At 60.6% G+C, this 13,130-nt stretch carries 10 protein-coding genes; all 10 read left to right on the forward strand.

All coding sequences use genetic code 11. The annotated features are described in order from the left end of the window. Positions 1–121: 121 nt before the first annotated feature. The 10 genes from dksA (at position 122) to pgi (ending at position 13,060) form a co-directional block, all read left to right on the forward strand. On the forward strand, positions 122–565 hold the full coding sequence (gene dksA / locus AB4O45_RS08810) for an RNA polymerase-binding protein DksA (RefSeq protein ID WP_041477831.1): 444 nt from the start codon (positions 122–124) through the stop codon (positions 563–565). A gap of 209 nt (positions 566–774) precedes the next feature. After that, the gene (gluQRS, locus tag AB4O45_RS08815; RefSeq protein ID WP_150638523.1) at positions 775–1,668 is read left to right on the forward strand and encodes a tRNA glutamyl-Q(34) synthetase GluQRS; all 894 of its coding nucleotides are present in this window, start codon (positions 775–777) and stop codon (positions 1,666–1,668) included. 77 nt (positions 1,669–1,745) lie between these two features. Then, entirely contained in the window at positions 1,746–1,922 is a 177-nt protein-coding gene (locus AB4O45_RS08820; protein ID WP_003176118.1) for a hypothetical protein, read from the forward strand. Beyond that, the gene (locus AB4O45_RS08825) at positions 1,906–4,860 is read left to right on the forward strand and encodes a sensor histidine kinase (RefSeq protein ID WP_460161313.1); all 2,955 of its coding nucleotides are present in this window, start codon (positions 1,906–1,908) and stop codon (positions 4,858–4,860) included. The genes AB4O45_RS08820 and AB4O45_RS08825 overlap by 17 nt, the downstream gene beginning before the upstream one ends. A gap of 22 nt (positions 4,861–4,882) precedes the next feature. Further along, positions 4,883–6,319, forward strand: a complete 1,437-nt coding sequence (locus AB4O45_RS08830; RefSeq protein WP_041477828.1) for a sigma-54-dependent transcriptional regulator — start codon at positions 4,883–4,885, stop codon at positions 6,317–6,319. Positions 6,320–7,052: 733 nt separating this feature from the next. After that, the gene (locus AB4O45_RS08835; protein ID WP_039761624.1) at positions 7,053–8,453 is read left to right on the forward strand and encodes a polynucleotide adenylyltransferase PcnB; all 1,401 of its coding nucleotides are present in this window, start codon (positions 7,053–7,055) and stop codon (positions 8,451–8,453) included. A gap of 3 nt (positions 8,454–8,456) precedes the next feature. Next, positions 8,457–8,942, forward strand: coding sequence for a 2-amino-4-hydroxy-6-hydroxymethyldihydropteridine diphosphokinase (gene folK / locus AB4O45_RS08840; protein WP_310220213.1), 486 nt, complete (start codon positions 8,457–8,459; stop codon positions 8,940–8,942). A 436-nt stretch (positions 8,943–9,378) separates the two neighbouring features. Further along, on the forward strand, positions 9,379–10,179 hold the full coding sequence (gene panB / locus AB4O45_RS08845) for a 3-methyl-2-oxobutanoate hydroxymethyltransferase (protein WP_041477826.1): 801 nt from the start codon (positions 9,379–9,381) through the stop codon (positions 10,177–10,179). After that, on the forward strand, positions 10,176–11,036 hold the full coding sequence (panC, locus tag AB4O45_RS08850) for a pantoate--beta-alanine ligase (protein WP_460161314.1): 861 nt from the start codon (positions 10,176–10,178) through the stop codon (positions 11,034–11,036). The genes panB and panC overlap by 4 nt, the downstream gene beginning before the upstream one ends. Before the next feature lie 359 nt (positions 11,037–11,395). Beyond that, positions 11,396–13,060, forward strand: coding sequence for a glucose-6-phosphate isomerase (gene pgi / locus AB4O45_RS08855; protein ID WP_016773160.1), 1,665 nt, complete (start codon positions 11,396–11,398; stop codon positions 13,058–13,060). The last annotated feature ends 70 nt before the right edge of the window (positions 13,061–13,130 follow it).

The following is a 13,130-nucleotide window of genomic DNA, read 5'->3' on the forward strand; positions in this document are numbered from 1 at the left end:
CGGGAGTAGCGCAGGCTGATTTGATCTGGTAAGTTCGCCCGCTTGCAGCCGCAGGGCCGGCAGGTGTCGGTGATGGAGCAATCCTGCGCAATGGATTACAAGAGTAGAGGCGGTCCATTTCATGCCCACCCAAGCAAAGCAACAGCAGCAAACGTCGATCAGCGGCTTCGAACCTTACGTTCAGAAGGCGGGTGAAGAGTACATGGGCGCTCCGATGCGCGCGCACTTCACCAAGATCCTGAACAAGTGGAAACTGGACTTGATGCAGGAAGTCGACCGTACGGTTGATCACATGAAAGACGAAGCGGCCAACTTCCCTGACCCGGCCGACCGTGCCAGCCAGGAAGAAGAGTTCTCCCTCGAACTGCGCGCCCGCGACCGCGAGCGCAAGCTGATCAAAAAAATCGACAAGACCCTGCAGTTGATCGAAGACGAAGAGTACGGCTGGTGCGAGTCCTGCGGCATCGAGATTGGCGTCAAGCGCCTCGAAGCCCGTCCGACCGCGGATCTGTGCATCGACTGCAAGACCCTGGCGGAAATCAAGGAAAAGCAGGTCGGCAAGTAATCTCGGCCTGAACGAAAAACGGAGCGTGTGAACGCTCCGTTTTTGTTTCTGTGTTTTGCCCGCGGAACCTGCGTCTGCCTCTGTGGGAGCGAGCCTGCTCGCGAAAGCGTCCTCTCAGATAACTCTTTCATGACTGACACAGCTTTCGCGAGCAGGCTCGCTCCCACAGAGGTAACCTGCTCAAATTCTGAATAGCCTTTATCGCCTCCATGACTGCCAAATCCCCCGCCTACATCGGCCGCTTCGCCCCTACCCCCAGTGGCCACCTGCACTTCGGTTCGCTGGTCGCTGCGTTGGCGTCTTACCTCGACGCCCGCTCCGTCGGTGGGCGCTGGCTGGTGCGCATGGAAGATCTCGATCCGCCGCGCGAAGAGCCCGGTGCGCAAGCGGCGATTCTCAAGGCGCTGGAAAGTTACGGCTTCGAATGGGACGGCGAAATGGTCCGCCAGAGCGATCGTCGCGCGGCTTATGCCGAAGTGCTCGACAGCCTGTTCAACCACGGTCTGGCCTACGCCTGCACCTGCTCGCGCAAACAACTGGAGCCCTATCACGGGATTTATCCGGGGTTTTGCCGCAATGCCGGCCATGATCAGCACGACGCCGCGATCCGCCTGCGCGTGCCTGAGCTGGAATACCACTTCATCGATCGCGTGCAGGGCGAATACCGTCAGCACCTGGGCCGCGACGTCGGCGACTTCGTCATTCGTCGGCGCGATGGTCTCTACGCTTATCAATTGGCGGTGGTGCTCGACGACGCTTGGCAAGGCATTACCGATATTGTGCGCGGCGCCGATCTGCTCGATTCGACGCCGCGTCAGCTGTACCTGCAAGAACTGCTCGGCCTGAAACAGCCGCGCTATCTGCACCTGCCACTGATCACCCAGCCGGACGGCAACAAACTCGGCAAGTCCTACCGTTCGCCGCCGCTCGAAGCCGATCAGGCCACGCCGTTGCTGCTGCGGGCCTTGCGCGCGCTGGGGCAGCATCCCGGCACCGAACTGGCTCACGCTTCGCCGCGCGAACTGCTGGCCTGGGGCAGCGCACATTGGGATGCTGCCAAGATCCCGCGCACACTGACCCTGCCCGAAGCGCAACTGCAATGACGACACTTGCAGTCGCGCGCCCATCCGTTACCATCGCCGCACGTTTTCGGGCACGCGCATAAAAAAGAGAGGCCGGGATGTACATCTATCGCTTGGTCCTGCTTTTGGTCGTCGGGATCTACCTGTTCTCCCCCGCCATCATGGATTGGTGGATCGACGCGACGGGCGCCTGGTATCGCCCTTATCTGCTCTGGCTGATCCTGATTGTCGTGACCTTCATCCTGCAGAGCCAAAAAGATGCCGATGAGCTTTAGCCTGACCCAGATGATCCTGATCAGCGCCGCGTACCTGGCGGCGCTGTTCGGCGTTGCCTGGGTCAGCGAACGGGGCATGATCCCGCGCGCGATCATTCGCCACCCATTGACCTACACCCTGTCGCTGGGGGTTTACGCCAGTGCCTGGGCGTTCTACGGCACGGTGGGCCTGGCCTATCAGTACGGTTACGGCTTTCTGTCCAGCTATCTCGGCGTGTCCGGTGCATTTCTGCTGGCGCCGGTGCTGCTCTATCCGATCCTGAAGATCACCCGCACCTATCAACTGTCGTCGCTGGCCGACCTGTTTGCCTTCCGCTTTCGCAGCACCTGGGCCGGCGCGCTGACCACGATTTTCATGCTGATTGGCGTGTTGCCATTGCTTGCCCTGCAGATTCAGGCAGTGGCCGACTCGATCGGCATCCTCACCGGCGAACGCGTGCAGAGCCGCGTGGCGCTGGCGTTCTGTGCGCTGATCATTCTGTTCACGATTTTCTTCGGTTCCCGGCATATCGCCACGCGCGAGAAACACGAAGGGCTGGTGTTCGCGATTGCCTTTGAGTCGATCATCAAACTGATCGCCCTCGGCGGCGTTGGCCTGTATGCGCTGTATGGTGTGTTCGACGGCCCGCAACAGCTCGAACTGTGGCTGCTGCAAAACCAGACGGCCCTCGCCGCCCTGCACACGCCGTTGCAGGAAGGCCCGTGGCGCACGCTGCTGCTGGTGTTCTTCGCCTCGGCGATCGTGATGCCGCACATGTATCACATGACCTTTACGGAAAACCTCAACCCGCGCTCGCTGGTCAGCGCCAGTTGGGGCCTGCCGCTGTTTCTGCTGCTGATGAGTCTCGCCGTACCGCTGATTCTCTGGGCCGGACTGAAACTCGGCGCCACCACAGACCCGGAATATTTCACCCTCGGCATCGGCATCGCCGCCAACAGCAAACCGTTGGCCTTGCTTGCCTACGTCGGTGGCCTGTCCGCCGCCAGTGGCCTGATCATCGTCACCACCCTGGCCTTGTCGGGCATGGCGCTGAACCATCTGGTGCTGCCGCTCTATCAGCCGCCGGCCGAAGGCAACATCTACCGCTGGCTGAAATGGACGCGTCGGGCGCTGATCGTGGCGATTATCATGGCCGGTTTCGGTTTCTATCTGATGCTCGGCGTCGAGCAGGATCTGGCCAATCTCGGCATCGTCGCGTTCGTTGCGACCCTGCAATTTCTGCCCGGGGTGTTGTCGGTGCTGTACTGGCCGACCGCCAACCGCCGTGGTTTCATCGCCGGTCTGCTGGCGGGGATCACGGTCTGGGTGTTGACCATGCTGCTGCCGCTGGTCGGCAATCTGCAGGGTTTCTATATCCCGCTGCTGAACATGATCTACGTGCTCGACGACACCAGTTGGCACATGGCGGCCATCGCCTCGCTGGCCGCCAACGTCCTGATGTTCACTTTGATCTCGCTGTTCACCAACGCCAGCCCGGAAGAAGCCAGCGCCGCCGAAGCCTGTGCGGTGGATAACGTGCGCCGCCCGCAACGCCGCGAACTGCACGCCGCCTCGCCGCAGGAGTTCGCCACGCAACTGGCCAAGCCGCTGGGTGCCAAGGCTGCGCAGAAAGAAGTCGAGCAAGCGCTGCGCGACTTGTATCTGCCCTTCGATGAACGCCGGCCGTATGCCTTGCGCCGGTTGCGCGACCGCATCGAGGCCAACCTGTCCGGCCTGATGGGTCCGAGCGTTGCGCAGGATATGGTGGAAACCTTCCTGCCCTACAAGGCTGGCGGCGAAAACTACGTCACCGAAGACATTCACTTCATTGAAAGCCGTCTCGAGGATTACCACTCGCGCCTCACCGGCCTGGCCGCCGAGCTCGACGCCCTGCGCCGCTACCACCGCCAGACCTTGCAGGAACTGCCGATGGGCGTCTGCTCGCTGGCCAAGGATCAGGAGATCCTGATGTGGAACAAGGCCATGGAAGAGCTGACCGGCATCGCTGCGCAGCGAGTGGTCGGTTCGCGTCTGAGTACCATCGCCAACCCGTGGAAAGAGCTGCTGCAAGGCTTCATCAACCTGCCCGACGAGCATTTGCACAAACAGCATCTGGCCCTCGATGGTCAGACCCGCTGGCTGAATCTGCACAAAGCGGCAATCGACGAGCCGTTGGCCCCGGGTAACAGTGGCCTGGTGTTACTGGTCGAGGATTTGACCGAAACGCAGATGCTCGAAGATAAACTGGTGCATTCCGAACGGCTGGCCAGCATCGGTCGACTCGCAGCGGGTGTGGCCCACGAAATCGGCAACCCGATCACCGGCATCGCCTGCCTGGCGCAGAACCTGCGCGAAGAGCGCGAAGACGACGGCGAGCTGACGGAAATCAGCGGGCAGATTCTCGAGCAGACCAAACGCGTCTCGCGCATCGTCCAGTCGCTGATGAGCTTCGCCCATGCCGGCAGTCATCAGCACAACGACGAACCGGTGTGTCTGGCCGAAGTCGCGCAGGATGCCATCGGCCTGCTGGCGCTGAACCGGCGCAATTTCGAAGTGCAGTTCTACAACCTGTGCGATCCCGATCATTGGGTCGAAGGCGACCCGCAACGGCTCGCCCAGGTGCTGATCAATCTGCTCTCCAACGCCCGCGACGCCTCGCCGCCGCACAGTGCGGTACGGGTCAAGAGCGAAGCCGGCGAACACACGGTCGATCTGATCGTCGAAGACGAAGGCAGCGGTATTCCGTCGAGCATCATGGACCGATTGTTCGAACCTTTCTTCACCACCAAGGATCCGGGTGAAGGCACCGGTCTGGGCCTTGCACTGGTCTATTCCATCGTTGAAGAGCATTATGGACAAATCACCATCGACAGCCCGGCTGATGTACAAAGCCAACGCGGCACCCGTATCCGGGTGACCTTACCGCGTCATGTCGAAGCGACGTCCGCTGTGAACTGAGACCGTCGAGAGTATCGAATCAATGCCGCACATTTTGATCGTCGAAGACGAAACCATTATCCGCTCCGCCTTGCGCCGCCTGCTGGAACGCAACCAGTACCAGGTCAGCGAAGCCGGATCAGTGCAGGAAGCACAAGAACGCTTCACCATTCCTACGTTCGATCTGATCGTCAGCGACCTGCGCCTGCCGGGCGCTCCGGGCACCGAGCTGATCAAGCTCGGGCAAGGCACACCGGTGCTGATCATGACCAGTTACGCCAGCCTGCGCTCGGCGGTCGACTCGATGAAAATGGGCGCGGTCGATTACATCGCCAAGCCGTTCGACCACGATGAAATGCTCCAGGCGGTTGCGCGGATCCTGCGTGATCGTCAGTCGGCGCCAGCTGCCGGCGAAACCACGGCGAGCAAGCCTGCCGCCGGCAATGGCAAAGCCGCTGTGGATAACAGCAATGGTGAAATTGGCATCATCGGCTCCTGCCCGCCGATGCAGGACCTGTACAGCAAGATCCGCAAAGTCGCGCCAACCGATTCCAATGTATTGATTCAGGGTGAGTCCGGCACCGGTAAAGAACTGGTGGCCCGCGCCCTGCACAATCTGTCGAAACGCGCCAAGGCGCCGATGATTTCGGTGAACTGCGCGGCGATTCCGGAAAGCCTGATCGAGTCCGAACTGTTCGGCCACGAGAAAGGCGCGTTCACCGGCGCCAGCGCCGGTCGCGCCGGTCTGGTCGAAGCGGCGGACGGCGGCACCCTGTTCCTCGATGAGATCGGCGAACTGCCCCTCGAAGCCCAGGCTCGCTTGCTGCGGGTTCTGCAGGAGGGCGAGATCCGCCGCGTAGGTTCGGTGCAGTCGCAGAAAGTCGATGTGCGCCTGATCGCTGCAACGCACCGCGATCTGAAGAGCCTGGCGAAAATCGGCCAGTTCCGTGAAGACCTTTATTACCGTCTGCACGTGATTGCCCTGAAGCTGCCGCCGCTGCGCGAGCGTGGCGCCGACGTCAACGAAATCGCCAATGCCTTCCTCGCTCGCCAGAGCGCGCGGATCAATCGCACCGACCTGAAATTCGCTGCCGACGCTGAACAGGCGATCCGGCACTATTCGTGGCCCGGTAACGTGCGTGAGCTGGAGAACGCTGTCGAGCGCGCGGTGATTCTCAGCGAAAGCCCGGAGATTTCGGCCGACCTGCTGGGCATCGACATCGAGCTGAGCGATCTGGAAGACGACGAGTTCATCGGTCTGCCGCCGCAAACCGGCGGTAACGCCAGCAACAGCAGCCATGAGCCGACCGAGGATCTGTCGCTGGAAGACTATTTCCAGCACTTCGTCCTCGAGCATCAGGACCACATGACCGAGACCGAACTGGCACGCAAACTGGGCGTCAGCCGCAAATGCCTGTGGGAACGCCGCCAGCGTCTGGGCATTCCACGACGCAAGACCGGGGTCGCCAGCGAAAGCTGAGCGTTACCCACCGCGTGCGCGGGTAACGCATGACAATGTGAAAAAACTGTTACCGCAGTCGATTCACGTAACAGAAGCCGGGGTTATCGGTAACGAAACCCCGGCTTTTTTTCGCCCCTGCAAAACGGTTATATCGACCTAACCCCTTGTTTTACTGGGCTTGGCAAAAGTTGGCACGCACCCTGCTATATGTTTGGTACAAGAACAATAACAAGCAATGCACAAGACAATAAAAATAAGACGAATCGACTCACGCACAATAAAAACAAGACGGCGAGAGGCGCAGCTAACTGATTCTTTTGGAGAGGCGTTGTATTTGGGGCTTGCCCCACGACCAGGCCGAGAACAACAAAAACTGTCCTAAGACAGAGCCTGTACTGGTTGGATCGACAGATCACTGCAATTCAGCGACCAAAGCAATCCGTTTGCTCTTGGCTCCCGATTGGGAGGGTCACGAAGGAAACGCTTCGTGGCGAGGGCACTCAACAAAAACAAGAAGCCCGAATCAATAATAAAAAGAGCACGCAACTACTTCTTGGGGAGCTTCGGCTCCCCTTGTAGTTTCTCCCCTCCGTGAAATTCCCCCGTTTTCCTCGCTGGACCCTTGTAGCTTGGGGCTTGCAGCTCATATCTGCCGCGTCCTACACCATCCCCCGACTAAATGCTAGAATCTGCGCCCATCATGCGGTCATTCTTTTGGTATGGCCGAACATTCCTTCAAACAGTGCATCCCATGCTGAAGAAGCTGTTCCAGTCATTCCGAACTCCCGTGCGTCGTACGCAACACATCCGCAGCACCCCTGAAGTGCTCAACAGCGGCCAACATTCGCTGCAGAAAACGCAGTTCAGCCGCTATGCGGTGAATATCGTCGAACGCCTGCAAGGTGCCGGTTACCAGGCTTATCTGGTCGGTGGTTGCGTGCGTGACATGCTGTTGGGCATCACGCCCAAGGATTTCGACGTCGCCACCAGCGCCACCCCCGAGCAGGTCCGTGCCGAATTCCGCAATGCGCGGATCATCGGTCGCCGGTTCAAACTGGTGCACATCCATTTCGGTCGCGAAATCATTGAAGTCGCGACCTTCCGCGCCAATCACCCGGTCAACGAAGACGAGGAAGACAGCAACCAGTCTTCGCGCAACGAGAGCGGGCGGATTCTGCGCGACAACGTCTACGGCACCCTGGAAGAAGACGCGCAACGCCGCGACTTCACCATCAATGCTCTGTATTACGATCCGGTCAGCGAGCGCATTCTCGATTACGCCAATGGCGTGCACGACATTCGCAATCACCTGATCCGTCTGATCGGCGACCCGAAGCAGCGTTACCAGGAAGACCCGGTGCGCATGCTGCGGGCCGTGCGTTTCGCCGCCAAGCTCAACTTCGGCATCGAGAAGCACACCGTGCAGCCGATCCGTGAGCTGGCGCCGATGCTGCGCGAGATTCCGTCGGCGCGGCTGTTCGAAGAAGTGCTCAAGCTGTTCCTCTCCGGGCACGGCGCGATCACCTTTGAAATGCTGGTTGATCTGCAACTGTTCGCCCCGCTGTTCCCGGCCAGTGCCGAAGCGCTGGAATACAATCCGGAATACACCCACACCTTGATCAGCGAAGCGCTGACCAACACCGACCTGCGCATCAAGCAGAACAAACCGGTGACCCCGGCGTTCCTGTTTGCCGCCCTGCTCTGGCCGGCACTGCCGGCCCGCGTGTTGCGTCTGCAGGAACGTGGCATGCCGCCGATTCCGGCGATGCAGGAAGCCGCTCACGAGCTGATTGCCGAACAGTGCCAGCGCATCGCGATTCCGAAGCGCTTCACCATGCCGATCCGCGAAATCTGGGACATGCAGGAACGCCTGCCACGGCGCAGTGGCAAACGCGCCGATCTGTTGCTGGACAACCCGCGCTTCCGTGCCGGTTACGATTTCCTCCTTCTGCGCGAAAGCGCCGGTGAGGAGACCGATGGCCTCGGCGAATGGTGGACCGATTATCAGGACGCCAACGACAGCGAGCGTCGCGACATGATCCGCGACCTCAGCGGCAAGGGTGACGATGCCAGCGGCGCGCCACGCAAACGTCGCCGCAGTGGCGGTTCCAAGCGCAAGCGCGCCGGCGCTTCGAGCGCGACGGGCGAGTAAGCGATGGAACGCATCTACATTGGTCTGGGCAGCAACCTCGCTGACCCGGCCGACCAGTTGCGCAGCGCCATCGCGGCGCTGGGGCAATTGCCGCAGACGAGTCTTGCCGGCGTTTCAGCCTTTTATCAAAGCGATTCACTGTTGCCGGGCCAGCCGCGCTACACCAACGCTGTCGCCGCCCTCGACAGCTCGCTCGCACCGATCGAGTTGCTCGACGCCTTGCAGGCGATCGAAAACGCTCAGGGCCGCGAACGTCTGGAACGCTGGGGACCACGCACGCTGGATCTGGATATTCTGCTGTTCGGCGATCGCCTGATCGATGAGCCACGGCTGAAGGTCCCGCATTACCAGATTCAGGAGCGGGCGTTCGTTCTCTATCCCCTCGCTGAACTGGCACCGCAGGATCTGCGTCTTGCCGACGGCCGCACGCTGACAGACCTGCTGGCCGCCTGCCCGTTCGTCGGCCTCGAACGCATCTCCCAGCCCTGACAAAAATCTTCTGTGAAATGTGGTTATGTGGCGAGGGGATTTATCCCCGCTGGACTGCGAAGCAGGCCCAAATCTGACCAAGCCGTATACAAACATGGGGCCGCTCCGCGACCCAACGGGGATAAATCCCCTCGCCACAGGTCACCTGCCAATCTCCAGTTTTTGTCAGACAAAAATCCCCCCAATCAGGCCCGCCGCGCCGCTGAATCGCATCAGTAACGCCGGTAACACCGCCCGCGTAACAAGGCGGTAACACACGCAATTGACTTCCTGTTGGCTCATCACGACTATAGGCGTCCCGCTGCCGCCAACCCGGCATGAACGGGCGCAATCCAGGCCTTTCAAAGCACGACACAAGACCGTGCGCCTGAGTAGATGAAGAATCACGCGCGTGACTCGCAGCAGTTTCCAGAGCGCCTGAACGAGGATTTTTTACATGCCAGCCATCACCCTGACCACGCTCCAGAGCCTCAAGCAGAAAGGTGAAAAAATCACCATGCTGACCTGCTATGACGCGACCTTCGCCCATGCCTGCAATGAGGCCGGTGTCGAAGTGCTGCTGGTCGGCGACTCCCTGGGCATGGTCCTGCAGGGGCACGACAGCACCCTGCCAGTGACCACGGCGGAAATGGCCTATCACGTCGCCAGCGTCAAGCGTGGCAATGGCGATGCCCTGATCCTCGCCGACCTGCCGTTCATGGCCAACGCCACCCTCGAACAGACCATGAACAACAGCGCCATGCTGATGCAGGCCGGCGCGCACATGGTCAAGGTTGAAGGTCAGCTGTGGCTGGCGGAGTCGATCCGCCTGCTCGCCGAGCGCGGTGTGCCGGTGTGCGCGCACATGGGCCTGACCCCGCAAGCGGTGAACATCCTCGGTGGCTATAAGGTGCAGGGCCGCAATGAGAACCAGGCGCGGCAGATGCGTGCCGATGCGATCGCGCTGGAGCAGGCCGGTGCGGCCATGCTCTTGCTTGAGTGCGTGCCGAGCGAACTGGCGGCAGAAATCAGCCAGGCCGTGGGCATTCCGGTGATCGGTATCGGTGCCGGCAACGCCACCGACGGCCAGGTGCTGGTATTGCACGACATGCTCGGCCTGTCGATCACCGGCCGCGTACCCAAATTCGTCAAGAACTTCATGCAAGGTCAGGACAGCATCCAGGCCGCGCTGAAGGCTTACGTCAGTGAAGTCAAAGCCACCACGTTTCCCGGCATCGAACACGGATTCTCTGCATGAACACCGTCAAAACCGTACGCGAACTGCGTGCCGCCGTCGCTCGCGCGCGCAGTGAAGGCAAGCGCATCGGCTTCGTGCCGACCATGGGCAACCTGCACAGCGGCCACGTCGCATTGATCACCAAGGCTACGCAGCGAGTCGATTTCGTCGTCGCGAGTATTTTCGTCAACCCGCTGCAGTTCGGCGCCGGCGAAGACCTCGACAAATACCCGCGCACCCTCGCCGCCGATCAGGAAAAGCTCCTCGAAGCCGGTTGCGACCTGCTGTTCGCGCCGACGGTTGAAGAGATGTACCCGGACGGCATGGCCGGCCAAACCAGGGTCAGCGTGCCGCAATTGTCCGAAGGCCTGTGTGGTGCCAGCCGTCCGGGGCACTTCGAAGGTGTGGCGACCGTAGTCAGCAAGCTGTTCAACATGGTCCAACCGGACCTGGCGATCTTCGGCCAGAAGGATTACCAGCAACTGGCGGTGATCCGCGCACTGGTGCATGACCTGAACATGCCGATCCAGATCATCGGCGAGCCGACCGTACGTGCGGCGGACGGCCTGGCGCTGTCGTCGCGCAACGGCTTCCTCAATGAAGATCAGCGCGCCGTGGCGCCGGTGGTCTACCGCGTGCTGAGCACTATCGCCGAAGCGATCAAGCAAGGTGAGCGTGATTACCCGGCGCTGATCGCTGCGCAGTTGCAGGTGCTGGAATCAGCGGGGCTGCGTCCGGATTATCTGGAAATCCGTCATGGCCTGACCTTGCGTCCGGCGACGGCGGAGGATCGCGATCTGGTGATTCTCGCGGCGGCGTTCCTCGGCACCACGCGGTTGATCGACAACCTGCACCTGAATCTCGATAGCCCGATTTAAGCAAGCAACGAATTTCCCTGTGGGAGCGAGCCTGCTCGCGAAGGCGGTGTATCAGCGACTTATAAGTTGCCTGACACCACGCCTTCGCGAGCAGGCTCGCTCCCACATGTGTTTCCGGTGCATGCCGGTTGGGCGAAAGTCTTCCGGGCACCTCCGTTTGTTGGCCAGATTCCTCTGCGGATGTTAAAAAAGTACAGGGATCTGGTCAGACAAAGTCAAGACAGAACGCAGCGCGAGGTTTACTGTATTCGCCCTGTGTCCAGATCTCGTGTCGACGCAGTTGATCCCATGCGCTAAAACCCGTGGTTGATCTGTACCGTGTTCAAAAGGCCGTTCAAGTAAAAAGGAAAACCGCAGCGATGGCGTACTACCGCACTCCTCACGACGTTACCGCTCTGCCCGCCTGGCAAGCGTTGAAAGACCACCGCCAAGCCATGCAGGATTTCAGCATGCGCGAAGCCTTCAACGCCGATCCGCAGCGTTTCAATCAGTTCACCCTCAGTAGCTGCGGTCTGTTTCTCGATTATTCGAAGAATTTGATCAACGCCGAGACCCGCAACCTGCTCGTGGGCCTGGCCAATGAAGTCGATCTGAAGGGCGCGATCAAAGCGCTGTTCGACGGCGAAATCGTCAATGCCTCCGAAGGCCGCCCGGCACTGCACACCGCCCTGCGCCGCCCGGTCGGCGACAAATTGTCGGTCAACGGCGTCAACGTGATGCCGGAAGTGCACAAGGTGCTGAACCAGATCACCGATCTGGTTGGCCGAATTCATGATGGCTTGTGGCGCGGTTACACCGAGAAGCCGATCACCGACGTGGTCAACATCGGTATCGGTGGTTCGTTCCTCGGTCCTGAGCTGGTGTCCGAAGCACTGCTGTCCTACGCGCAGAAAGGCGTACGTTGCCACTATCTGGCAAACATCGACGGCAGCGAATTCCATGAGCTGACGCAGAAACTGCGCGCCGAGACCACGCTGTTCATCGTTTCGTCGAAGTCGTTCAACACCCTCGAAACCCTGAAGAACGCGCAGGCCGCACGCGCCTGGTACCTGGCGCAGGGCGGTTCCGAAGCCGAGCTGTATCGCCACTTCATCGCTGTGTCGAGCAACAACGCCGCCGCTGTGGCTTTCGGGATTCGCGAAGAAAACATCTTCCCGATGTGGGACTGGGTCGGCGGGCGTTACTCGCTGTGGTCGGCCATCGGTTTGCCGATCGCACTGGCCATCGGCATGTCCAACTTCAAGGAACTGCTGTCCGGTGCCTACACCATGGACCAGCATTTCCAGACCGCGCCGTTCGAACAGAACATGCCGGTGCTGCTGGCCCTGCTCGGCGTCTGGTACGGCAACTTCTGGGGTGCGCAAAGCCACGCGATCCTGCCGTACGACCACTACCTGCGCAACATCACCAAGCACTTGCAACAGCTGGACATGGAGTCCAACGGCAAGAGCGTGCGTCAGGACGGCACCTCGGTGTCGACCGATACCGGCCCGGTGATCTGGGGCGGCGTCGGCTGCAACGGTCAGCACGCTTATCACCAGTTGCTGCACCAGGGCACCCAACTGATCCCGGCCGACTTCATCGTGCCGATCGTCAGCTTCAACCCGGTTTCCGACCATCACCAGTGGCTGTACGCCAACTGCCTGTCGCAGAGCCAGGCGCTGATGCTCGGCAAGACCCTGCCGGAAGCCGAAGCCGAGCTGCGCGACAAAGGCATGGGCGAAGACGACGTGCGCAAACTGGCGCCGCACAAGGTGATCCCGGGCAATCGTCCGAGCAACACCTTGGTGGTGGAACGCATCAGCCCGCGTCGCCTTGGCGCCCTGGTGGCGATGTATGAGCACAAAGTGTTCGTGCAAAGCGTGGTCTGGGGCATCAACGCCTTCGACCAGTGGGGTGTGGAACTGGGCAAGGAATTGGGCAAAGGCGTCTACAACCGTCTGGTCGGCAGCGACGAGACCGTGGCTGACGATGCCTCGACTCAAGGCCTGATCAACTACTTCCGTGGGCGTCATCGCGGCTGATAAAAGCCTTCGGGCACAACGCTGTTCCCCTGTGGGAGCGAGCCTTCTCGCGAAAGCGGTTCTTCATTCA

The sequence above is a fragment of the Pseudomonas sp. S2_B10 genome (assembly GCF_054668425.1).